Here is a 23,101-nt window from a genome sequence, read left to right on the forward strand (position 1 = left end):
GCCGCTGTCGTCGGTGCGCTCACAGGCTCGCGACGGCCCGCAGCGCTCCACGATCACACGCGAGGTAGGGCAGCCCTGAGCCGAAGAGGACGAGGTCGGCGCGCTGCCCCTGCGGGCCCTCGGAGACGGTGAGAAAGCCGCCCGAGGGCGTTCGGATGGCGTAGACGCCCGGCAAGTCGCGGTGCGGAGTCGCCTCGAGCACGACGCCCGGATCGACACCACGGAGCACGACGCGGTCTTGGAGGCGCACGACCGAGAAGCGCTTCTCTTCGGCCACCTTCATGTAGGCGTCGGGGGCGAGGTGCGAGTACCGGCGTGCCTCCCTGCGGCATCGCTGGTCGACCCAGAGCTCGTACGCGCCGGGACGGAGCTCGGCCGCCATGGGTGCAGCGGGGCGCTGTGGGGCGGCGGACGGGTGAGCTTTACACCCGACGAGGAGGGAGGCGGCGAGCGCCGCGAGGGTCATGCGATCGAAGGTCATGATGCACGGGTTGATGCGCCCGGGCGGCGCCTCGTTCAGCCCTTTTTGCGCTCGAATTCCACGTGAACGCCCGCGAACGGCGCGGCAACGAACCCTCTCTTCACGGCTCGAGGGGCAGCTTCGACACCACGATCGGCGAGGGTTGCGATAGGCTCACGCGCCATGTCCACCGTCGTCTACGCCACTCGGAAGTCGGCCCTCGCGCTCGCCCAGTGCAGGGCCTTCGTGGCCCGCCTCGTCGCCGCGAACGCGGGCCTCGAGGTCGAGGAGCTCACCGTGACCACCTCCGGTGACCGCATCCAGGACCGGCCGCTCTCCGAGATCGGAGGGAAGGGGCTCTTCGTGAAGGAGATCGAAGAGGCGCTCCTGGAACGTCGCGCGCACCTCGCCGTGCACTCGATCAAAGACGTGCCCGCGCATCTGCCCGAGGGGCTCGTGCTCGCGTGCATTCCGGAGCGAGAGTCACCTCTCGACGCGCTCGTGTCTCCACGACACGGCACCCTCGAGGCTCTCCCTCGCGGTGCGCGCGTGGGCACGAGCAGCCTACGCCGCGCCACGGAGCTCCGACGCACGCGCCCCGACCTCGTGATCGAGCCGCTCCGGGGCAACGTCGACACGCGCCTCCGCAAGCTCGACGAGGGGCAGTACGACGCGATCGTGCTCGCCAACGCGGGCCTCAGGCGGCTCGGCCTCGGCCACCGCGCGACCTCCGTGCTTCCCCCCGAGCTGTCCCTCCCGGCGATCGGCCAGGGCGCCCTGGGCATCGAGTGCCGCGCCGACGACGACACCACACGCGCGCTCCTCGCGCCCCTCCACCACCCCGAGACGGCCCGCGCCGTCCGCGCCGAACGAGGGGTGCTCACGGAGCTCGAGGGCGACTGCAAGACCCCGATCGGGGCCTTCGCCGAACGCGTCGAGCACGAGCAGCTCCGCATCCGCGCCATGATCGCGGCCCCCGACGGGACCGACATTCGCACCCTCGACCGTACGTTCCCCTACCCCTCGACCGACGACGCCGCCGAGGTGCTCGGGCGCGAGGTGGCGCGCGCGCTCCGAGGCTGACCAAGGTTGGGTCGCCAGGGCGTAGGCCGGGCACGGACGGGGCCGGCAGCGAGCCGGCCCCTCGGTGCTCACTCGTAGACGCAGCGGAAGCCGGTCTTGCCGTACTGGGTCTGGAGCGGGAACTGCTGCGCCCCCGTGTACCACTCGCGTCGGAACGGGACGGCCGCCGTGAGGTTGAACGAACCGTGGCCCTCCCAGCTGCCGCCGATCCACATGCTCTTGCTGATGCCGTTCGCCGCGCGGAGCACACCTTGGTTCGTCCCGAAGGCGTCGGTAAACTCGCAGATCGGGTCGAAGGACTCGCCGGCGCCGCGGACGCTGTAGTCGCAGAAGCGCGCGGTGCTGGGCTCGGCCTCGCTCATCTCCATGAGGTTCGCACCGATGTCCATCCAGCCTTCGTCACTCGCCGTGCGGAGGGCCGTGAGATCGAGCGGGAAGCGCCCCGGAGCCGCGATGTACCCCGAGGTGTCGAGGCCGTCACCGAAGGCCGGGAACCGATAGAAGAAGACGGAGTTGTTCGGGATGGCGTTGCCCCAGTTCACCGTCTGTGTCTCGTAGTTGGCGTTCGTCACGCCCTCGGTCGGGTAGCGCGTCGGGCCCCACGGGTAGGCGTCGCCGCCCCACACGGTCGCGTACTCGGCGCGCGTCGCGAGGCGACCGCCGTCCCACGCGCAGAACGCCGCGTACATCCAGTACGGCGAGCAGTTCATCGGCTTCTCGTCGTACTGGGCTTGCGTGAACCTGCGCGCCGGGAAGCTCGCTCCGTAGAGCGAGCGAAGCGTGGCCGTGGGCTGCCAGTACGTGGCGTGACCGTAGGCCTCGGTGCCGTTGTAGCAGCCCTGCGACATGCTCGGCTGGCGCCGATCCATGACGCCCGCGCCGAGCTGCACGATCAGGTTCAGGGGCTGCGTGGGGCTCGCGGACGCCGGCAGGAAGTTCCGCACGTTGTCCGGGAGCATCCGCTCGAGGCGCATGCCCGCGGCCGTCCCGCCGGCGATCTCGTTGGCGGCCCACGCGCGAACGTTCGGCCCGACGGCCTCGACGAACTTGCGCATGCGGCCCGAGGTGACCTCGTACTTGCCCATGCGGACGCCGAGCCCGGGCACGGGGAGCGCGCGGCAGCAGCTCTCGTGGCGGCGCGCCGCGTTGTTCGACTCCTTCACGCCGCACGTCGTGATGCCCGACGTCCCCGCGTTCTCGCAGGAGCGGCCCCCGATACACACGCCGCCGTAGCAGATCTGCGAGGCGCAGTCGGTGCCGGTGGAGCAGGTCTGCGCGTCCTCGCAGCGGGCCGCGGGCGCGCCCGTGTCCGGGTCGATGCCGCCGCCGCAGTCGACGTCGGTCTCGTCGCCGTCTTTGCGGCCGGCCATACGCGGCTCGCACACGTTCGCCGTGCAGTAGCCGCTGTCGCAGTCGCCCCCGACGCGGCACGCCTTGGTCGAGTTGCACTTCATGGCGGGGTTGCCCATGCTGTCGGGCATCGTGCCGCCGCAGTCGACGTCGGTCTCGCCGAGCGAGGGCGAGAGCTTGCCGTCGTTGCGGAGGGGCGCGTCGCATTTCTGCGTCGTGCACGTCGCGGCCTCGCAGTCGGTCGCGTCGACGCAGCCCTGACCTTGCGGGCACACCTTGGTGGCCTTGATCGAGCCGCCACAATCGACGCCGGTCTCCCCGGCGTTCCGGCGCCCGTCCATGTGCGCGGCGGCGGTGACCGCGACACACTTGCGCGCTTCGCACACGTCGCTCGTGCAGTCGAGGTCGGCTTGGCAAGGCTCTCCGTCCATGCAGAGCGTCGGAAGGCCCACGCCACACGTCTTCGTGCCGGGCGGCGCGCACTTGTTCAGGAAGCAGATGTCGCTCGTGCACTCGGCAGCGTTCGCGCAGGTCGCGCCGTCGCACTTCTTGCAACGCGTTCCGCCGCAGTCGATGCCCTCTTCGTCGCCACTCTGTTTCTGGTCGGTGCACGTCGCCGCAGTACATTTGTTCTGCGAGCAGTTGCGGCTCACGCAGTCTCCATCGATGGCGCAAGCAGCGCCGTCGACGCACTTCTTCGGCTCGGTGGCGCCGCACTTCTCGGGCGCAGCGTCGGCGGCGTCGGCCGTCGCGCCGTCGCGACCGGCGTCGGTCGAAGCGTCGGGGGGCGGGGGCGGAGGCGACGCATCCGTGCCGGAAGGCGGCGGAGCCGCATCGACGGGGACGGGCGTGTCCTCGGGATCGTCGGTCCCTCCGCAGGCCACGACCGTGAGCGTCGACGCGAGACCAACGAGAACGAGCAGTGCGGTCGGCTTCATGATTTCGCTCCGAGGATGAAAGTCCTTCACGATACCGCTCTTCGCGCGCTCGTCGCAACGCGACTTACGCAAAGGACAACTTGTCTTCGTCCCTACATCTCCCACCTGCTCCGCGCGGGCACCTGCCGCACTCGGGCCTTCGGGAGCTCACGGTCGTGCGCTCCGGCCGCGGCGTTCCCGATTCGAAAGAGAAGAGCGCCGCGGCCCTCGGGTCGCGGCGCTCTCGGTTCGGTTCGGATTCCGTCAGTACGTGAGAAAACCTGCCGACGTCAGCACGCTCGCACACGCATACGCCCACCGGCGGACAGGCGTGGTCTGGCGCGTGCCGGTCGGGGGGTTCTCGGTCACCGAGTCGGTCACGGCGACCTTCACGCACGCGTCGACGTCGGCCGGCGTGGGCGTGCGGCTCCAGAACTTGCGCTCCCAGCCTGCGCACTCGGTCTTCGCCGCGGCCTCGGTAGGCGCGCTCGCGAAGACACCTGCCGTGTTCGTCGCCGCGCAGAGGCGGAAGGCGACCTGATAGGCCTCGAAGAGGTTCACGGCCGAGGCCTTGGGCTCGGCGAAGAAGCGCGGCGCCGCCTCCCCGAAGGTGGCCGCGGAGCTCTGGAGGTTCGGGGCCGTCTGAAGGCCGAGGACGCGCATGTACTCGCCCGAGAGCGACGAGAACGGCTTGAAGCGGTCGCGATCCATCCCCGCGAGCGCCTCGGGCCTCGACGCGTGGAGCGCGATGCCTCCGAGCCCGACGTACCCGGTCTGCGTCTCCGCGCACACCTTCTCGGGAGCGGGTTTGTTCGGGTTGTTCGGGTTGTTCGGGTTGTTCGGGTTGTTCGGGTCGTTCGGGTCGAAGCCGTCCTCGAGCGAGCTCCCGTCGCCGGAGCAACCGACGAGCACGGCGAGGACGGGGACGATGGCAGCGAAGATGGCTTTCTTCATGGTGGGCTCGGGAGGGGCTATCGATCGTGAACCAAAAGAAGCTCGCGCGCCACACGGCGAAGCCCCCACCCAACGACTCGGGAGAGGGCTTCGTCGTCGAGGGGCGCCCTCTTCAGACCTTGAGGCCGGGGTGGGCGTTGGCGCCGAAGGGGTTGCCCGGGGCGTTGACGAGCGACGAGATGAGCGACCAGAAGCCGCGGCCGCTCGGGATGTTCGGGTCGAAGCCGACGTTCGCGGTGACCTGCTGGAAGCCGCCGACCTTCACGTTGGCGCCGATGACCGTCGCCGCGCAGCCCGTCGCGTGGTCGCTGCCGGGCAGGCTTCGCGAGAAGTCGCCCATGATGACCACGTTCACGTTGCGGTCGACCGGCTCGGGGTTGTTCACCCACATGCGGTTGAAGAACGTGATGAGCGGCGGAATGATGCGTTGATTCATCATGTTACGCACGTTCGCGCCGTCGCGGTCGCCGTGCGTGTCCCACCCGCCGTCGATCGCGAACACCACGTTCGTCCCCGACCGGATCATGAGCTCCGCCGCCGCGATCTTCGAGTTGAAGTTGTTCACCGCGGTGCCGTTGTTGATGCCGTATCCCGGCAAGATCGACGCGTAGTCGTACGCCGCCGCGCTCTTCGCCAGCGTCGCACGCACCGTGTCGTAGCCGTCTTTCAGGTGCGTGAGGCCCTTCGGGCTCGAAGCCAATCGACCCGCGCTCATGTTCTGCGACTGCTCGATCGCCTTGCCCGAGATCGCGCGGTCCGGCAGCGTGTCGTTGCCCTTCAGGGCGTCGATCGTCGAGCGCACGTCGCCGATGTTCTGCACCGACACGCCGTTCATCGTGCCCGCGAGGCCGTTGACGTTGCCGCCGCCGACCGTCGCCATCTTGATGCTCGCGTCGCCGCCCATCGCCGCCGCGAGCTGCACCGCGAAGCCCACCGCGCCCTCGGTCATCCCGTTGCGCTGCGCGCCGCCGTGATCGCTCGAGCGGTGGTTGATCTGCACCGTGCTGATTTTGTTGAACGCCGCCGCCGGGAGCCGGTTGAACGACGCGTCGACGAGCGGGCCACCGGGGACCTGCGCCGTGTTGCCGGCCGTGACGCCGAACGTCTGGTTGAGGAACGAGCGGGCGCTCGGGAAGAGCGCGTTGTACCCGCCGCCCAGGTACACGACGAGGACCGCGCCTTTGCCGGTCGGCGTGTTCGCGGCACGCGCTTCTCCGAGGAGACCGGGCGCCATACCCGCGCCCATCGCGGCGCCTGCGCCGACACCCACCGCCTTGAGGAACGAACGACGATTGAATTTGCTCATGGTCTCGCTCCAGCTTTCAGTAGGTCAAAAACCCAGCAGAGGTGAGGACGCTCGCGCAAGCATACGCCCAGCGCCGAACCGGCGTCGTCTGGCGCGCGCCCGTCGCCGGATTTTCCGTCACCGAGTCCGTCACGGCAACCTTCACGCACGCGTCGATCTCCGCGGGCGTCGGCGTGCGGCTCCAGTACTTGCGCTCCCAGTTCGTGCACTCCGTGCGCGCCGTCGCGTCGCTCGGGGCCGTCGCGTAGGTGCCGCCCGTGTTGTTCGCCTCGCACAGCCGGAACGCCACCTGGTAGGCCTCGAACAGGTTCACCGCCGTGGCCTTCGGCTCCGCGTAGAAGCGCGCCGGCGCCTCGCCGAACGTGGCCGCCGACGACTGCAGGTTCGGCGCGGTCGTGAGCCCCATCACCCGACGATACTCGCCCGAAAGCGACGAGAACGGCTTGAACCGGTCACGGTCGACCCCCGCCACCGCCTCGGCCCGCGTGCCGTGCAGCGCGATGCCACCGAGCCCCACATAACCCGTCTGCGTCTCGGCGCAGGTCTTCTCGGGCGAGTTGGGGTTCGGGTTCGTGCCCGGCGGGTTCGTGCCGGGGTTGTTCGGATCGCTCGGGTTGTTCGGGTTGTTCGGATCGAGACCGCCCGTGAGCTCGTCCGAGCCGCCCGAACAGGCCGCGAGGGCCACGAACACCGGAATTGCGAAAAGGAACGTCGATGCTTTCATGATGCCCTCCGTTCTCACTGGCAAAATCCGGGATCCTTCGCGACGCTGGCGAGCGCGGCTTGGATCGTTCCTTTGGACTTGAACTCGGTGACGCACGCGTCGAACACCTTCGACTCGCACACGTTCTCGGGGCGCCCGTAGAGGAACTTGAACGCGAGGCGGCACGCGTTGAAGCTGAAGTTCGGCGAGTCGACCAGGGCCTGCACGAGCTCCTTGTCGTCGTTCACCATCTTGTCGGCCACCATCTGCGGCGCCTCGGTGGGCGGCGTGAAGGTGACCATGCCGTTCTGCCGGCGAACCTTCGTGAGCACCTTCGCCGCGCGATCGAGCGCGAACCAGGGCGCCGCCGCGTTCTTGTCGGCCGGGCCGTGACAGCCCGTGCAGCCCGGGTTCGACGTACGCGCCGCCGTGCTGATGTCCGCGCCCGGCACGTTCGTCGACGCCACCAGGTTGAGGCCCACCGTGTTCCACATGATGCGGTACGCGGTCACGAGCTTGTACCCTTCGAGCTCGTTGCCGGCGTAGCGGAGCTGCCACGGCTGGCTACGGAAGTACCCGAGCCCGTTCGGGTCGGCCGTCACCTGGACGTTGTTGCCCTGGGCGTCGCCCGCCACGCGGTACTGCCCGAGGAACATGTCCTTGTACGGGAGCTTCTGCTCCAGCACGTATTTCATCATGTGGTACGACGAGTCCTCCGCGGACGTCGCGCCGGGCGTCTCGTTGAAGTCGCCGTTGATGAACCGCGAGAACCGCTCGATGAACGCCGGGTCCGCGAGGAGCGTGTCGATCGACCCCTGCGGGTTCGCGAGCACCGCCGCGCTCGCCTCTTTGCCCGTGAAGGCGATCGAGACGCGCGTCGCGCAGCGCTCGTTCTTGGCGGTCGGGTCGGTGTCTTCGGCGGAGGCGCTCTTGCCGCTGCCCGCCATCACCGCTCCGACGATCATGGCCGGGACGAGAAGAAGGGTCGCTCGCCGACCGAGGTGTGCCACGCTCATGGGTCCTCCTGGGGGGCGCCTCGTCCAACCGTGGATTCGCGCCGCATAGGCCATTAAGCACCGTCCGTGCCACATGCGCATTCAGCAGATTCTCGCTATTTGCGCGCCGACGATCGCCTCGCGCATGGGCTGCGTCCGATCCAGGCCGGTCGAGCGGTGAATCGGCGGAAATAGGGGTGGATGTAGGCTGCACCACCCCCCCTGTCGGCGTTTCCCCCCAAGGGCGCGGGCTCGGCGCGGGCTCGGCTACCGCTTTCCCGATTTTCGGCTAGGTTGGGCGCGGTCCCGCATGCCGTCCGTCTCCCGAGCCCCCACCCGAACGTTCCTCCGCCTCGTCGTCACGCTCGGCCTCACCGTGCTCGCGCTCGTTCTCGGCGCCGGGCAAGCGCAGGCCAAGGCGTCGACCGGCGTGGGTGATCCCATTCGCCTCGAGGTCCCGGGCCACCCCGACGCCTTCTATTACAAGGCGCGCGGCAAGGGCACGAAGCCGGTCATCCTCTATTTGCACGGCCGCAACGGGAACGCCGCGGAGGACTGCCGCAAGTGGGCGAAGGTCGCGACCCAGTTCGGCTGGGTGCTCTGCCCGCAAGGCCCGGGGGACTCGGGCGGTGGTGGTCGCACCTGGATGAACAGCGCGCAGGCGGGCAAGGCCGTCATGGACGCTTCGCTCTCCGCGCTCCGCGCCAAGCACAAGGGCCGCGTCCAACGCTACGGGAACATCCTGGTGGGCTTCAGCGAAGGAGCCTTCGTGGCGATGCAGGCAGGGCTTCAAGACCAAAAGACCTGGAGCCGCTGGCTCATCCTCGCGGCGAGCGATCGGTATTGGGTCGGCGATGCACCGTCGTCGCTCACGGGGGGCTCGGGCGGCGGCAAGCTCCAGCGCGTCTACCTCCTCACGGGCGAGACCGACGGCGTCGCCGAGAACACGACGCGCGTCGGCGACATGCTGAAGAAGCACAACGTGCCGGTGCGGGTCCGCATCGCGCCCGGCATGGGGCACGAGATCGCCAAAGACCGCATGGTGACGACATACAAACGGCCTCTTTCTTGGCTCGCGCGGGGCAAGTAGGCTCGCGCGCTCCACGCACGCGCGAAGGGCGTTGACCACGAGCGCCCGGCGATGGGATAAGCCGGGCGATGTCTGCTCCGACCGCCGAACTGCAGCCGCTCGTCCTGGGAATCGCCGGCGGCTCGGGCTCCGGGAAGAGCACGATCGCCCGCTCCATCTTGGGCGCGCTCCCCGAAGGCGAAGGGGTGCTCCTCGAGCAGGACCACTACTACAAGCCGCAGTCCCACCTGCCCGCCTCCGAGCGCGAGCTCGTGAACTACGACCACCCCGACGCGCTCGAGCTCGACCTGCTCGCGTCCCACGTCGAGGCCCTCCGCGAAGGGCGGACCATCGAGCGCCCCAGCTACGACTTCACCACGCACGACCGCGCCAAGGGCGGCACCATCGTGAAGCCCGCGAAGGTCATCGTGGTCGAGGGCATCCTGGTGCTCTCGGACGAGCGGCTCCGTTCGTCGTTCGAGGTGAAGCTCTTCGTCGACACCGACTCGGACATCCGGCTCATGCGGCGCATCCGGCGCGACCTCGAGCAGCGCGGGCGCTCGTTCGCGCAGGTGCGCAAGCAGTACTACGAGACCGTGCGCCCGATGCACCTCGCGTTCGTGGAGCCCTCGAAGCGCTTCGCCGACATCATCATCCCCGAGGGCGGTCAGAACCGCGTCGCGCTCGATTTCTTGCTCGGCTTCATTCGCTCGCGCGGCTGAGGCCCACGAGCCGAGGCGTGCGCGCGCGCGTGGGGTACGGATCGCGCCGTTAAGCGTGGCGCATGACTCCCGTAACCATCCGAAAGCAAAGGCTTTTTCGGGTAACTTACTTCTTCTTCGGCGGCGCGGCCGGAGCGGCGGGCTGCACGAGCTCGACCTCCCAGTCGACCGACGTGTCTTGCCCGGCCCACGGCGGGAACGCGAGGTTCGAGAACGCGTTGACGATGCACTTTCCCGCAGGCTTCTCGGCGTGCGAGGCCGGCACGGTGACGCCCTTCGAGTGCCCGTTCCGGCCGAGGAGCACCTGAATGGTGACCTTCCCGAACGGCCCCGAGGCGACGCCGTTCTCGTCCTTGGCCTCCCCGCAGGACTCTTTCACGCTTCGCGCCGCGCGCTTCAAGACGACCTCGGTGTTCTCCTTGTCGTACTCGTTCGCGCTCTTCCGCTGCGGATCCGCTTGGGCGGGCTTCGGCGGCGGAGGCGGCGAGTCGGTCGTCCCCTCGCCTTCTTTCACGTCGGCGGGCGACTCGGCGGGCTTTGGCTCGCCACCGCACGCGGCGACGAACGACAGCGCGGACGACACGACGAGGGCGGAGACGAGCGGCTTGACCATGGGGCGAATCTTGCCCCCACGAGCGACCGACGTCAAAGGCAAGACGCGCGAAACCCCTCGGAAATCCTCGGCCGGCCCGGCGACCAGGATGACCTCACGGCGGAGATGTGGAAGGCTCGAAGGAGAACCATGCCGAGCCACCGCCGACTCTCCCGCCGCATCGCCGCATCCACCGCCGCCTTCTTCGCTACGGCCCTCGCGGTCAGCGTCGCCTGCACGGGAAACGGCACGGTCGACATCGACGACGACGCGAGCGCGACGCGAGACGCGAGCGCGACGCCCCAAGACGCCGCCGGAAAAGACGGAGGAGACGCGCAGGCGCCGTTCGATCCGGGGGCCGTGTGCGCGCAGGAGCTCGCCTACTTCACGACCTGCAAGGTCGACCCGAAGGACGTCAACTGCGGCGTCGAGAAGTTCGAGGCCTGGTGCAAGGACAACCAGTCGAAGACGGAGAGCGACCAGCTCGTCCGCGCGAAGGCGAGCTGCCTCGTCGCGAAGAACTGCTCCGAGGAGAGCCGCAAGGGCTGCATCTACGAGAGCTACGCGGCCCAAGGCCTTTCGGCCGCGCAGAAGAAGCTCGTCGACGACTACTGCGCGACGTGCGAGCCGGGTGTGCCCACGTGCGCGACGGCGCACATCACCTACGATCCGAAGAAGGGGATCGACTCGATCGACGACCTCTTCATCGCCGCGTGGGAGCTCGCCGAGCCGCTCGTCGCCCAGATCCATGCAAAGTGCACGGGCCCCGCCATCGCCGACGCGGGCGCCGACGCGGGCACGTGCGAGCGCCGCTTCGCCCAGTGCGCCGGTGGCATCTACGTCGACGCCCTGCCGAACTGCCCGAAATGACCGTCTCGGACGACGCCATCTACGAGCGGCTCTCCGAGCTCGCGGGGCGCCTCGTCGAGGAGCCGCAGCACACCCCCGTGCTCGCGCGGATCCTCGAGGGGCCCGAGGCCACGTTCACCGACGTGAGCGCCTTCGCGCCGCCGTCGTCCCTCGTCGCGATGGAGCTCCTCCGCATCCGGCGCGACCACGGCGTGTGCCTCGTCGCGAGCCACATGAGGTGCCCCGACGGCAGGCCCCGAGGCGAGGCCGAGGCGCCGACCGGGGTGTCCATGGTGGTGTTCTACGTGCCCGAGCTCGCCGCGATCGCCGAGACGGCGCTCCTCGATCGACAGCGTATCTTCGAGCTGGTGAGGTCCTGATGCCCCTCGACGACGGCTCCATCGACTGGGTCTCTTCGAATCACTTCTCGCCCGAGGCGAGCTTCTTCTTCGGGGTCCTCGTGCTCGGCTTCGGTGGGGCCGGGCTCGTGTTCCTCTTGTTCCATCGGGCGAAAGCGCTCCGCGAGCGGCAGGCCGCCGAAGAGCGCGCGTTCGGGTCCCCTTCGGAGCTCACGCCCGGGCCGAACAAGCTCGTTCGCGGGACCGTGGACGCCGAAGGCGGCGAGGCCATCGCGGTGCGCGTCGAGGTCTTCCAGAAGGTGAAGAACCACACCTCCAAGAACAACAGCTGGCACACGTGGGAGGAGATCCACCGAAAGATCCAGTCGCGCCCGTTCTACCTCCTCCGAGACGGCGGCGAGCCCGTCATGGTCGAGCCCGGCGACGACGTGTTCGTCATCGACGACATGCAGACCACCTACAAAGACCAGGGGCACGAGCGCCGCTGCCGCTACTGCGACGTCGAGTCCGGCGAGACGTTCTCCGCGTACGGCACCCTCGTGCGGGCGCCGCACCCACGCGCGGCGAGCGGCTACCGGGACGGGACGGGCTGGGTGCTGAGGCCACCCGCGAACGGGCGCACCTACCTCGCCTCGGGCGCGATCAAGGACAGATACCCGAATCGAATCCAGTACTTGCAGAGGTGGGGTGTGGGGGCGCTGCTCGCGTTCGTGGCCTTCCACGCGCTCGCCACCGTCCCGTACCTCGTGGCGTCGTTCGCGGGCGAGCGCGAAGAAGCGCAGATCGTCTCCCATAGGACGTGGATCACGACGAACAAGAACTCGAGGACGACCCACTACGGCCTCACCGCGAGGACCGCGTCCGGCTACACGTTCGAACGCGAGGTGCCGAGCTCGACCTACGAGCTCGGGATCCGGTACCAAGGCCTCGGCACGCGCGTGCCCTCGGTGCATTTCTCGGACTGGTCGTGGGCCGCGTATCTCGGCGATCGCCCGACCATGAACGGCATCGCGATCATCGTCGGCATCGTGGGCTCGGCGATCGCGGCGGGCGCGTTCGCGGCGAGCTACGGGGCGAAACACGCCTGGTACGACCGCAAGAAGCTCTCCGAGCACGGCGGCTCGGGCCACTACACGGGCCCGCCCTCCGAATGAGGCGCCGCGACGAGCGTCACTCCGTGATCTTGTAGTCTTTGATTTTGTAGAGCAGCGCCCTGTGGCTTATCTCGAGCACCTCGGCGGCGCGCGTGCGGTTGCCCTTCGTCTTCTGGAGCGCGCGGCGAATGAGGATCTCCTCGATCGCGGCCGACGTCTTCTTGATGGAGAGCTCGCCGGTCGCGAGCTGGGCCTGCACCGGGTCGAGGGACTCGCGTAGGCGCTCGGGTAGGTCGTTCGCGTCGAGCACCTCCCCCTCGGCGAGCACCATGGCGCGCTCGATGGTGTTCTCGAGCTCGCGCACGTTGCCGGGCCATGGGTACTCGATGAGGAGCTTGCGCGCCTCGGGGGAGACGCCACGGATGTGCGTGCCGAGGCGCGCGTTGTTCCGTGTGACGAAGTGATCGACGAGGAGCGGGATGTCGTCCTTCCGGCCACGGAGCGGCGGGATGTGCACGGGCAGCACGTTGATGCGGTAGTAGAGGTCCTCGCGGAAGCGCCCCGCCTTCACCTCGGCCGCGAGATCGCGGTGCGTGGCGGCCACGATGCGGACGTCGACCTTCGCGTCCTTCGTGTCTCCGAGCCGGCGAATGGTCTCCTCTTGGAGCACCCGGAGGAGCTTCACCTGGAGAGACAGCGGAAGCTCGCCGATCTCGTCGAGGAGGAGCGTCCCGCCGGTGGCCTCCTCGAAGAGCCCTCGGCGATCGGCGTTCGCGTCGGTGAAGGCGCCGCGGCGGTGACCGAAGAGCTCGCTCTCGAGGAGGTTCTCGGGGATGGCGCCGCAGTTGATCGCCACGAACGGCATGTTCTTCCGCGACGAACGTGCGTGGAGGGCGCGGGCCACGAGCTCCTTGCCCACGCCGCTCTCGCCGGTCACGAGCACGGTGGTCTTGTAGTCGGCGATCTTGGAGATCGTGCGAAAGACGTCCTGCATTTCCTGGCTCTTCGCCAAGATCGACTCGAACCTTTGTTCGGCTCGGATCTGCTCGCGCAGCGACCGGTTCTCGCGCCGGAGAGACTCACGCTCCTCGGCCTTGCGCAGGGCGAGCACGATCTCGTCCGGCTTGAAGGGCTTGCCCACGTAGTCGTACGCCCCGGCCTTCATGGCCTCGAGGGCGAGGTCGACGTTGCCGTACGCGCTCATCACGATCACGGTGGCCGGGCTCTGCTTGGCGCGCAGCGTGGCGAGCAGGTCGAGCCCGCCGAGCTTCGGCATGCGAACGTCGGTGAGGATCACGTCCGGGCCGAACGACTCGACGAGCGCGAGCGCCGTCTCGCCGTTGTCGGCGACCTCGACCTCGTACCCGTGCTTGCGCAGCAGCGTGCGGAGCACGAGCCGAATGTTCTCTTCGTCGTCGACCACGAGGACCCGGCGCATCTCCTCCACCCTACCGCAAGACATCGCAAAAGTTTCATAGCTCCGCCTCACAGAGCCCAGACCTGCGCGTAAAGCACTGAATCCTTTAGCTTTATCGTCCCATCATTTCTTGCGAGGCGAGGCGCGGTGCGAGGCTCGACGGAACCTTGTAGGGTGCATCGCGTGCGCACCGGAGCCGACCGCCTCGAAGCCGACCCGACCCTCTACGAACGCCTCCCCGACCGGCGCTTCGCGCTCCTCGCGCATCCCGCGTCGGTCACGAGCCGGCTCGAGCACATCAGCGCCGTGCTCGACAGGCTCCAGAGGCGGCCGCGAATCATCTTCGGGCCCGAGCACGGGTACGGCGGAGAGGCCCAAGACATGATCGGCGTCGCCGACGCGAAGGACGTGTACGGCACGCCCGTGCGGAGCCTCTACGGGGACGCCTTCGACGATCTCTCGCCGCGCGACGCCGATCTCGACGGGTGCGAGCTCGTGCTCGTCGACCTTCAAGACGTCGGCTCGCGGTACTACACCTTCGTGTGGACCGCGGTGCTGGTCATGCGCGCGGCCGCAAAAAAGGGCATCCCGGTGCTCGTGCTCGATCGACCGAACCCCCTCGGCCACACGCGCGCCGAAGGTCGCTCGCTCGATCCGGAGTTTCGCTCGTTCGTGGGGCTCGAGCCCGTGCCCGTTCGTCACGCGCTCACGCTCGGCGAGATTTGCGCTCTCCGCGCCGAGGAAGAGGGGCTCGCGCTCGACGCGCTACGCATCGCGCCCGTGCTCGACCTTCACGCGGAGGCGCTCGCGACCGCGTGGGACCGGCCCTTCGTCATGACGTCGCCCAACATGCCCACGGCCGACACGGCGCTCGTCTACCCGGGGGGCTGCCTCCTCGAGGGCACGAACCTCTCCGACGGCCGCGGCACGACGCGCCCGTTCGAGATCACAGGGGCGCCGTGGCTCGACGGCGAGCGGCTCGCGCGCGGCCTCGCGGAGACCGGGCTCCCGGGCTTCGTGGCGCGGCCCCTGACGTTCTCTCCCACCTTCCACAAACACGCGCGCGAGACCTGCGGCGGCGTCCAGATCCACGTCACGTCCCCCGGGGAGTTCCTCCCCTACGCGACGTACCTCGCCCTCGTCGCGCTGGCGCATCACGCTCACCCCGAGGCCTTCCGCTTCCGGACCGAACGCTACGAGTTCGTCGACACGATCCCCGCCTTCGATCTCCTCACGGGCAGCGCCGAGGCACGCGAACGGATCGTCCGAGGCGACGCCCCGCGCGACATCGCGCTCGCCCTCTCGGACCTCGGCCCGGGTGACTCCGAGAAGCTCGCCCAGGCCCGCGACGCCGCCCGCCGACGAGCCGTGTGAGCTCCGGGGGCTCGCGCTCCTTCAGGCCTTCCGTGCCCGCACGATGGCCATCACGGAGAGCACTACGGCGACGAGGCTCACCACGAAGAGCGGCACGGCGAACGCCGGTCGCATAGTGACCCACGTGCCGCCCATGGCCGCGGCATAGAGCGCGAAGCCGAGCCCCGTCCCTACGAGCACCCCGGACACACGCGGTGCCTTCGCGAACCCCGGGACCAGCGGTCGCCGCTCCGAGAACGGGAGGAGCATGAGCGCGAACGCGACGGCGCCCAGCACGACCCCGAGCCCCCGGAAGAGCCAGCTCGACATGGGCGTGTCGTCCTTGGCCGTGGCGAACATCGCCTTCGACTCGACCTCCCCCGCCTGCACGAGGAACACGGGCTCGACCCCGGGTGTCGGCTCGTACGCGACGAACGTCCCTCCCGACTGCTTGGCCACGACGCTCACGGGCTGAGGCCTTACCATTTGGTAAGAGATCCGGAGGTCGCCCACCTGAGGGTTCTGCACCTCGTTGCCGTAGAAGGCGGCGCCCTCGAGCTCGCTGAGCTTCGTCGCGTGGGGCGAGCGCGCGAGCATGTCTTGGGAGACGCGCACGGGCTCGAGCTTGGTGAGCTTCCCGAGGGCCTCGCTCGGGAGCACGAACGCGCCGAGCCGCGCGTCCTTCGCGGTGAAGTCTTGGTCGGCGAAGGCCGCTTTTTCAGGGTTTTTGTGGCTCTCGGACTCTTTGAAGCGCGACGAGTCGGCCGGGACCGCCTGGAAGCGCTTCGTGTACGAGTAGGTGGTGACGGTCTCTTCTTCGCCCTTGTCGTTCTTGCGCTTCTCCTCGCGCTTCGTCTCTTCCCACGCGTAGATTTCGACGTGCCGCACGAGCCTTAGCGCCGCGACCTTCACCCCGAACGTCTCGTCCACCAGCTCTTGGGTGCTCTGCACGCCGCCCTTCACGTGCACGAGCGCGCCCTCGTGGGAGGGGTCTATTCGGTCGGCGCCGACCGACATGACGGTCTCGGCGCTGCGGTCGAGGGCCGTGTAGCGCTCGACGCCGCGCGTCTCGGTCAGAACACCCACGGCCACCGTCGCGAGGAGGAGCACGGCGCCCACGGCGATCTGCCGAGGAGCTCGTTTGAAGGTCGCCGAGAAGCCATCGCCTTGTGCCGGAGCCGTTCCGAGAGCCATGCCTGCATCATGGCACACGGCGCGCCGGGAGACGGCATGACACTGGTCACGGCGCACGCGCTCGGCGTAGCATGCCGAAAGGGATGGAAGCAGAAGCCCACGCGGCGCTGGTCGGCCGAACGATCGCGCAGAAGTACGTCGTCGAGAAATTCCTCGGGGGCGGGGCGATGGGCGCCGTGTTCCGAGCCAAACAAACGGCGCTCGAGAAGGTCGTCGCCGTCAAGGTGATGCACGCCGAGCTCGCCAAGGATCCGTCGTTCGCGGTGCGGTTCCACCGCGAGGCCAAGGCCGCCTCGCGCCTCGATCACCCGAGCTCGATGCGCGTCGTCGACTTCGGCGAAGAGCCCGACGGGCTCCTCTACATCGTCATGGAATACCTCGAGGGGCGCGACCTCCTGAAGGTGATCCACGAAGACTGGCCGCTCTCCGAGGCGCGCATCGTCGACATTCTCTCGCAGGCCCTGGCCGCCCTCGCCGTCGCGCACGACATGGGCGTCATCCATCGGGATCTCAAGCCCGAGAACATCATGATCCTCGCCGGCAAGAACGACGAAGGGCGCGAGGTGGACGTCGTCAAGGTGTGCGATTTCGGCATCGCGAAGCTCGTCGACGCCGAGGCCGAGGCCGAGGCCGACCCGGCCCCCGCGAACGCCGCGGGCCGTGCGAAGGCCCCGAAGTCAACCACCCAAGGCCTCGTCATCGGCACCCCCGAGTACATGTCGCCCGAGCAAGCCCAAGGCAAGAAGCTCGACTCGCGCAGCGACATCTACTCGATGGGCATCATCCTCTATCAGCTCCTCACCGGACGCGTCCCGTTCGACGGCGAGAGCGCCGTCACCGTGGTGGTGAAGCACGTGACCGAGGCGCCCACGCCCCCTCGGGACGTGTTCTCGGGCGTGAACCCGCGCCTCGAGACGGTGTGCTTGAAGGCCATCGAGAAGAGCCCCGACGCTCGTTTTTCGTCGGCCCGCGAGATGCGCGTCGCCCTCCGCGCGGCGCTCGAAGGCGCTCCCTTGCCCGCGCCGAGCACGGGCTCGGCCCCCACGGAGCCCGCGCTGGTCCCCGTCGCGTTGGCGCCCACGGCCGCCATGCCCGCGCCCGCCGCGCCGACCCTCGACGCGCTCGCGACGTCGGGCACCGTCGCTGCCGCCCCTGCCGTCGTGGAGGTCCCCGCGGCCATCGCGACGGCGAGCCCGGCCCCCGCCCCTCGACGCACGAGCCCCGCGCTCGTCGCGGGCATCGCGGTAGGCGCCGCGGCCCTCTTCGCGGCCGCGGGCTTCGGCTTCGCGCGCTCGTCGAACAAGGTGAGCGACACGGTCACCCTCACCGTCGACCCGGCTCCGTCGGGCACGGCGCTCGTGCCCCCGTCGCCTCCCTCGATGGCGCCGTCCGCCGTCACGGCTCCGAGCCCGCTCCCGTCGGGAGAGATCTCCCCTTCGCCGAGCGGCCACACGATCACGAAGGTCACGAAGCCCGAGGTCAAACCTGCCGACCCGAAGCCTACCGACCCGAAGCCCGGTGCCGGGGACACGGTCGTGCCCACGCCTCCTGAGCCGAAGCCTGCGGAGCCGCCTCCCACGACACCGCCGCCCGCGACCACACAAGCCCCCACTCCTCAGCCTACGGCCGCACCTCCCCCTACTCCGAAAAAGTGCGCCGTCGGGCAGGTGAGCTCGCGCGCCGAAGGGGGCATCACACGCTCCGACATGACCGGCATTCCCGCGGCGGGCTCGTTTGCGGCGTGCGCGGCGCAGCTCTCGAGCGAAGCGAAGGTCGCGATTCGTGTCGGCTTCGACGACTCGGGGCGGCGTCGTGGTGCGCCGCAGGTCTCGGGTGCCGGCGCGGCGGGGCCGTGTTTTTCGGCCGCGGTGTCGGGGGTCGGAGTCCGCAAGACCGCCGACCTCACGGGCGCGCCGGTCGCGGTGATCGACGTCCAGGTGGTCTGCCCGTGAAGGTCGCCGCGGCCCTCGCGCTCGTCGTCGCTACCGTGTCGGCCGCGTGCACGTCCCCGGTCGCCGGCGGCGAGACACCATCCTGCAGCGACGCGGACTCGGATCCGCGGACCTCGGTCGACTACACGACCCAGATCCGTCCGCTCCTTTGGCGAAGGCAAAACGGCGCCGAGTACGCCTGCGTCGATTGCCACACCACGCGCTTCGTCGAGGGCTCGACCCCTGCGTACCTCTACCTCGACACGTACGAAGGCCTGCGCCGCGGAGGAAAGACGTCGGGGGCCCAGGTCGTGGTGCCAGGAAACCCGTGCGCGTCGCTCCTCGTGAAGAAGCTTCGCGGCACCACGCCGAACGGCGCGCGGATGCCCCGCGGCGGCCCGTATTTCACACCGGAGCAAGTCGCGCTCGTGTCCGACTGGATCGCCGAAGGCGCCAAGGGAGAAGCGGAATGGGAATCGAACGACGGAGGGACCGACGCGGGCCCCTCGCTGCCTGTCTACCCGGGATACTGAGCGGCGCCGTCGCCCTCGCGCTCGTGTCCACGGCGTGCCGCGAAGGGTCCGACGCGATCGACCCGAGCACGCTGCCCGAGACGGTCCGCGCCGACTACCAGGTGTTCGCGAGGCGCTGCTCGAAGTGCCACTCGCTCGCACGCCCGCTCACGTCGGGCATCACCGACATGGGCCAGTGGGAGCGCTACGTCGCGCGCATGCGCATGCAGCCCGGGAGCGGCATCAACGCGGCCGACGAGGCCATCGTCCTGCGCTTCTTGAAGCACTACTCGGCCGAGGAGCTCCGCAAGAAGGCCGAGCGAAACGCGCCCAAGCCCGAGACCCCCCCGGTGGCGCCCGCCGCCTCGACCCCCGGCACGACCCCTGCCCCGCCCCCCGTCGCGCCCCCGACCACGACCCCTTCTCCGTCTGGGAGCGTCGCACCATGAACGCCCTCGATCGACGGGCTCGGCTCATGGTCTCTCACGCCGCGCTCGCCCTACTCGTCGCCCTCGTCGCCGTGGTCGCGCTCCTCTCGCCCGGCCGCGCGAGCGCGCTCGAGCGCAATTTCGCCGGATCGGCGCAGATCGACTACCACTTCGTGCCGAGCGCGAAGAGCTTCCGCGCGTCCCCTTCCGGCTTCGACGGCTTCACCACCGAGCTCTCGGCCAAGCTCGCCGTCGACGTGAGCGAGCACCTCTCGGCGAACGTGAAGCTCTGCTTCGGGTGCCATGGCTTCGAGACCGACATGGCCTACTTCGACTACCGCGTGAAAGACTCGCTGAACTTCCGCGTGGGCCGTTTCTCCCCGAGCTTCGGTGCCTTCAACCTCCGCCACGATCCGGCGAACCACCGCCTCTCGGACAAACCCCTCGCGTACGACATGGGCCGCATGCTCCGGATGCGCCAGTGGAACCTCGGCGTGCTGCCGAGCCCCTTCCCCGACACGGGCGTCGAGGTCAACGGCACGAAGTGGCTCTCCGACGACGTCCAGCTCGACTACGCCGCGTACGTCGTGAGCGGCTTCAAGGGCGCGAGCGGCGGCCTCGATTTCCAGTTCCGTGACTCTCGCACCCCGTTCTACGTCGACAACAACGCGCGCCCCGCGGGTGGCGCGCGCGTGGCCCTCACGGCCAAGCTCGGGGAGACGTCCGACCTCACCCTCGGCGCGAGCGGCATGGCGGGCACGTGGGATCCCGAGAACAAGCTCACGTACGTCATCGCGGGAGGTGACATGACCTTGCGCGTCTCGAAGACCACGATCCGCGCGGAGTACCTCGTGAGGCGACAGCAGTTCTCGACCGACGACCCCGCGCAGCTCAAGTTCGCGCTGCCCGCGTCGAGCGGAGGCGACACGTTCCTCAAACACGGTGCGTACGTCGAGATCGAACAGGCCCTCACGCAAGACCTCGACCTCATCGGCCGCTTCGATCTCCTCCACCGCGCGGGGAACGTGGCCAAAGACAGCGAGCTCTCCGAGAAGAGCACCATGCTTCGCACGACGCTCGGCATGGCCTACGTCCTCGAGCGCGGGCTCCGGCTCAAGCTCTCGACCGAGCTCTACAACTACTCGGATCGGGGGGTCGACGACCGCAGGTACGACGTCTCCTCACATTTGGGCCTCGCAGGTACATTTTGAGCCTCTGCGGCTCGGCAGGAGACGCCTGAGAACCGCCTTCGAGGCACCCGAGCCAGCTTCCCTTCTGATGAACGCGTGTCAGAATGCGCGCCGAACATGAAGCGCCTGGCCCTCTTCGCCGCCGTCCCCGTCGTTCTCTCTCTCGCCGCCGCGTGCTCGAGCAGCACACGCTCGAACGTCTTCGAGGACGACGCAGGCACGGGTCCTGGCTCGCCCACCCCGGGCGACGGCGGCTCGCTCTTCGGCGACGGCGGCGTGGGCCCCGGCGGCGATCCGTGTGTGCCGAACCCGGCCAACGCCGAGATCCCCGGCAACAACTGCGACGACGACGGCGACGGCAAGGTCGACAACCCTCCGGCCTGCGACACGGGCCTCGCGCGGAACGGCAACGCGACCGAGTTCGCCAAGTCCCTCGGGATCTGCGCCGACGCCGCCCAAAAGGGCTACGGGCTCGTGTCGGCCACGTACACACGAGGGACCACCACGACGACGGCGCCCCGGGCAGGGCAGACCGGCATTTTGCCCAAGTTCGGCAACGTCATCGTGCCCCGCGAGGGCGCGACCTTGGGCGTCATTTCGACGGGCTGGGCCCGCGAGTTCAACCAAGACACCGGCTCGACGCAGCTCTTCGGCCAGAACGCGCAGCTCTGGGACACGGCCCCGAGCCGCACCGTGCCCGCCGGCTTCCCGAAGGCCGCCGCGGCGTGCCCCTCGACCGAGACCGACACGTACGACGTGGTCGACGTGAAGCTCGTGCTGAAGGCCCCACCGAACGCGAAGGGCATCGCGTTCGACTTCAACTTCTTCACCTCCGAGTGGCCGGCGTTCGTCTGCACCGACTACAACGACTCGTTCATCGCGTACCTCTCGTCGAAGGCGTTCAACGGGGGCAAACCCGACAACATCTCGTTCGACGCCCAGAAGAACCCGGTCAGCGTGAACAACGGGTTCTTCGATCGATGCACTCCGAACACCATCATAGGCTGCGCCGACGGCCCGACGACGACGCGCTCCCAGTGCCCCGGCGGCCCGGGAGAGCTCGCCGGGACGGGCTTCGCCAAAGAAGACCTCTGGTGCGGCCCCTTCTCGAACACGCGGAGCAGCGCGGGCGGCGCCACGGGCTGGCTGACGTCGACCGCGCCCGTCGAGCCCGGCGAGACCTTCACGCTCGAGTTCCTCTTGTGGGACACGGGCGACGCCGACCTCGACTCGGTCACCCTGCTCGACAACTTCCGCTGGGTCCAAGGCGACACCAAGACCGAGACCGCCCGCCCTCGCTGACGGGCCCTCCCACGCCCAGTCGTTCCCGCTCCCTTGGGGGAAGGGCCGCCGCAGGCGTGGCGTATGTGCTCGAAAGCGCCCGAAGTTTCGGTTCGCGGAACAAAATCGCCCTCCGCTTCCTTTACGCGGACGGCAACTTGAGTAAGTGTTACGGGGTTTTGACGGGGGCGAGAGCCCCCACCGCCTTGGGAGTCGACATTGGCCAAAGCTCCGCAGAAGAAGCTCGACCTGAGGAAGACCCTCTTCCTCCTGCCGAACATGATCACCCTCTCGAGCATCTTCTGCGGATTCGACTCGATCCGCATCTCCTGCTCGGCCCAAGGCGAAGGCGACGACGCGTTCTACAAAGCAGCGCTCCTGCTCGTGTACGCGCTCTTCTTCGACATGCTCGACGGCCGCGTCGCGCGGCTCACGAAGACGCAGAGCGCCTTCGGTCTCCAGATCGACTCGCTCGCCGACGTGGTCTCGTTCGGCGTGGCGCCGGCCCTCATGGTCTATAACTTCTCGCTCTACCAAAAGGGCACGGTCGGCCTCGTGGTGGCGTTCGTGTTCGCGGCGGCCGGCGCCGTGCGCCTCGCGCGCTTCAACGTGCTGTCGATGGGAGAGAACGGCGAGCCGACGAAGCCGCCGAAGTACATCGTGGGTCTTCCCGTCCCCGGCGCCGCGGGCATCCTCATCTCGCTCATCGTGGCGAACCACGCGGTGGCCGGCAAGCTGCGCAGCGCCGACTACGTGGTCCCGATGATGGGGCTCACGCTCTTCCTCGCGTTCCTCCAAGTGTCGACGATCCGGTTCCGCAGCTTCAAGGACATGAAGCTCAACTGGCGCTCGCTCGGCCTCGTGTTCTTCGCGGTCGGCTCGAGCGTGGTCGTGTCCCTCAAGACGAGCCCGGCGTTCGTGCTCGTGTGGCTGCTCGGCTTCTACATCACCATCGGCATCGTCGAGGCCATCGTCACGTTCCCCGCGCGCCGCCGCGAGGCCGCCGAGGCCGCCGCGACACGCGCCGCTCAGAAGAGCCTCCCGCCGACCTGAGCCCTGGTCGAAGCGACCTGGTGCACGGAGAGCTCAAAGGACCGAAGACGTCCTCCTGAGCCGTCCGTACGCTCCACGCGACCAGGTCCGAGGCCGCGACGACGCGTTTTTTTCTGCTCGGAACGGACAGCTTCTCCGTGGCACGCGAGGTGCTGGAAGAGAGGCATGTCGAACACCTCGGGTCGCCCCGTTCGCACGCTTCCGTACGGCGTCAAATCCCGACCCGCCCTCCCCTCCGCGCGCAGCGACGGGCGAAGGGTCGAGCCGAGCGCGCAGCCAAAGGCATCCG

Annotated in this window: 22 protein-coding genes; 13 read left to right on the forward strand and 9 right to left on the reverse strand. The window is 68.9% G+C overall.

What is annotated here, in order from left to right:
- Window positions 1-19: 19 nt before the first annotated feature.
- The gene (locus tag IPK71_32120; protein MBK8218402.1) at window positions 20-481 is read right to left on the reverse strand and encodes a hypothetical protein; all 462 of its coding nucleotides are present in this window, start codon (window positions 479-481) and stop codon (window positions 20-22) included.
- A gap of 162 nt (window positions 482-643) precedes the next feature.
- On the opposite strand from IPK71_32120, the gene hemC reads away from it, so the two are divergent.
- Window positions 644-1,543, forward strand: a complete 900-nt coding sequence (hemC, locus tag IPK71_32125) for a hydroxymethylbilane synthase (GenBank protein MBK8218403.1) — start codon at window positions 644-646, stop codon at window positions 1,541-1,543.
- Between the two features lie 68 nt (window positions 1,544-1,611).
- On the opposite strand, the gene IPK71_32130 is transcribed toward hemC, so the two are convergent.
- The 5 genes from IPK71_32130 to IPK71_32150 all read right to left on the reverse strand — a co-directional run bounded on the left by IPK71_32130 (window position 1,612) and on the right by IPK71_32150 (window position 7,789).
- On the reverse strand, window positions 1,612-3,831 hold the full coding sequence (locus tag IPK71_32130) for a hypothetical protein (protein MBK8218404.1): 2,220 nt from the start codon (window positions 3,829-3,831) through the stop codon (window positions 1,612-1,614).
- Between the two features lie 243 nt (window positions 3,832-4,074).
- Window positions 4,075-4,764, reverse strand: coding sequence for a hypothetical protein (locus IPK71_32135; GenBank protein ID MBK8218405.1), 690 nt, complete (start codon window positions 4,762-4,764; stop codon window positions 4,075-4,077).
- Window positions 4,765-4,876: 112 nt separating this feature from the next.
- Window positions 4,877-6,070 (reverse strand): DUF1501 domain-containing protein, encoded by a 1,194-nt coding sequence (locus IPK71_32140; GenBank protein MBK8218406.1) that lies wholly within the window; start codon window positions 6,068-6,070, stop codon window positions 4,877-4,879.
- A 16-nt stretch (window positions 6,071-6,086) separates the two neighbouring features.
- The gene (locus IPK71_32145) at window positions 6,087-6,794 is read right to left on the reverse strand and encodes a hypothetical protein (protein ID MBK8218407.1); all 708 of its coding nucleotides are present in this window, start codon (window positions 6,792-6,794) and stop codon (window positions 6,087-6,089) included.
- Between the two features lie 14 nt (window positions 6,795-6,808).
- A complete protein-coding gene (locus tag IPK71_32150) occupies window positions 6,809-7,789 on the reverse strand; it encodes a hypothetical protein (GenBank protein MBK8218408.1) in 981 nt (326 codons plus the stop codon).
- A gap of 289 nt (window positions 7,790-8,078) precedes the next feature.
- Here IPK71_32150 and IPK71_32155 point away from each other — a divergent pair, with 289 nt between their 5' ends.
- Both IPK71_32155 and udk read left to right on the forward strand, forming a co-directional pair.
- Window positions 8,079-8,858, forward strand: a complete 780-nt coding sequence (locus IPK71_32155; protein MBK8218409.1) for a hypothetical protein — start codon at window positions 8,079-8,081, stop codon at window positions 8,856-8,858.
- Between the two features lie 68 nt (window positions 8,859-8,926).
- A complete protein-coding gene (gene udk, locus IPK71_32160; protein MBK8218410.1) occupies window positions 8,927-9,559 on the forward strand; it encodes a uridine kinase in 633 nt (210 codons plus the stop codon).
- A 106-nt stretch (window positions 9,560-9,665) separates the two neighbouring features.
- On the opposite strand, the gene IPK71_32165 is transcribed toward udk, so the two are convergent.
- Entirely contained in the window at window positions 9,666-10,172 is a 507-nt protein-coding gene (locus IPK71_32165) for a hypothetical protein (protein ID MBK8218411.1), read from the reverse strand.
- 129 nt (window positions 10,173-10,301) lie between these two features.
- Here IPK71_32165 and IPK71_32170 point away from each other — a divergent pair, with 129 nt between their 5' ends.
- The 3 genes from IPK71_32170 to IPK71_32180 are packed head-to-tail and all read left to right on the forward strand — an operon-like array spanning window position 10,302 to window position 12,513.
- Window positions 10,302-11,021, forward strand: coding sequence for a hypothetical protein (locus IPK71_32170; protein MBK8218412.1), 720 nt, complete (start codon window positions 10,302-10,304; stop codon window positions 11,019-11,021).
- Window positions 11,018-11,380 (forward strand): hypothetical protein, encoded by a 363-nt coding sequence (locus IPK71_32175; GenBank protein MBK8218413.1) that lies wholly within the window; start codon window positions 11,018-11,020, stop codon window positions 11,378-11,380. Before IPK71_32170 ends, IPK71_32175 begins: the two co-directional genes overlap by 4 nt.
- Entirely contained in the window at window positions 11,380-12,513 is a 1,134-nt protein-coding gene (locus IPK71_32180; GenBank protein ID MBK8218414.1) for a hypothetical protein, read from the forward strand. Before IPK71_32175 ends, IPK71_32180 begins: the two co-directional genes overlap by 1 nt.
- Before the next feature lie 16 nt (window positions 12,514-12,529).
- Here the strand turns inward: IPK71_32180 and IPK71_32185 are convergent, their stop codons facing one another.
- On the reverse strand, window positions 12,530-13,891 hold the full coding sequence (locus tag IPK71_32185; GenBank protein ID MBK8218415.1) for a sigma-54-dependent Fis family transcriptional regulator: 1,362 nt from the start codon (window positions 13,889-13,891) through the stop codon (window positions 12,530-12,532).
- A gap of 162 nt (window positions 13,892-14,053) precedes the next feature.
- Between IPK71_32185 and IPK71_32190 the strand changes: the two genes are divergently transcribed.
- Window positions 14,054-15,244 carry a DUF1343 domain-containing protein gene (locus tag IPK71_32190; GenBank protein ID MBK8218416.1) on the forward strand — a complete coding sequence of 397 codons (1,191 nt, stop codon included), beginning with the start codon at window positions 14,054-14,056 and terminating at the stop codon, window positions 15,242-15,244.
- A 21-nt stretch (window positions 15,245-15,265) separates the two neighbouring features.
- Here the strand turns inward: IPK71_32190 and IPK71_32195 are convergent, their stop codons facing one another.
- Window positions 15,266-16,417: a TMEM43 family protein gene (locus tag IPK71_32195; protein MBK8218417.1), complete on the reverse strand. Its 1,152-nt coding sequence runs from the start codon at window positions 16,415-16,417 to the stop codon at window positions 15,266-15,268.
- Between the two features lie 83 nt (window positions 16,418-16,500).
- Between IPK71_32195 and IPK71_32200 the strand changes: the two genes are divergently transcribed.
- The 6 genes from IPK71_32200 to pssA all read left to right on the forward strand — a co-directional run bounded on the left by IPK71_32200 (window position 16,501) and on the right by pssA (window position 22,812).
- Entirely contained in the window at window positions 16,501-18,369 is a 1,869-nt protein-coding gene (locus IPK71_32200; GenBank protein MBK8218418.1) for a serine/threonine protein kinase, read from the forward strand.
- Window positions 18,366-18,881 carry a hypothetical protein gene (locus IPK71_32205; protein MBK8218419.1) on the forward strand — a complete coding sequence of 172 codons (516 nt, stop codon included), beginning with the start codon at window positions 18,366-18,368 and terminating at the stop codon, window positions 18,879-18,881. Before IPK71_32200 ends, IPK71_32205 begins: the two co-directional genes overlap by 4 nt.
- A 23-nt stretch (window positions 18,882-18,904) precedes the next feature.
- Entirely contained in the window at window positions 18,905-19,309 is a 405-nt protein-coding gene (locus tag IPK71_32210) for a hypothetical protein (GenBank protein ID MBK8218420.1), read from the forward strand.
- Window positions 19,306-20,499, forward strand: coding sequence for a hypothetical protein (locus tag IPK71_32215; protein ID MBK8218421.1), 1,194 nt, complete (start codon window positions 19,306-19,308; stop codon window positions 20,497-20,499). Before IPK71_32210 ends, IPK71_32215 begins: the two co-directional genes overlap by 4 nt.
- Window positions 20,500-20,595: 96 nt before the next feature.
- A complete protein-coding gene (locus IPK71_32220; GenBank protein MBK8218422.1) occupies window positions 20,596-21,780 on the forward strand; it encodes a choice-of-anchor L domain-containing protein in 1,185 nt (394 codons plus the stop codon).
- A gap of 258 nt (window positions 21,781-22,038) precedes the next feature.
- Window positions 22,039-22,812 (forward strand): CDP-diacylglycerol--serine O-phosphatidyltransferase, encoded by a 774-nt coding sequence (gene pssA, locus IPK71_32225; GenBank protein ID MBK8218423.1) that lies wholly within the window; start codon window positions 22,039-22,041, stop codon window positions 22,810-22,812.
- Window positions 22,813-23,101: the final 289 nt, after the last annotated feature.

The organism is Myxococcales bacterium, from assembly GCA_016712525.1.
Lineage (GTDB): Bacteria > Myxococcota_A > Polyangia > Polyangiales > Polyangiaceae > JAAFHV01.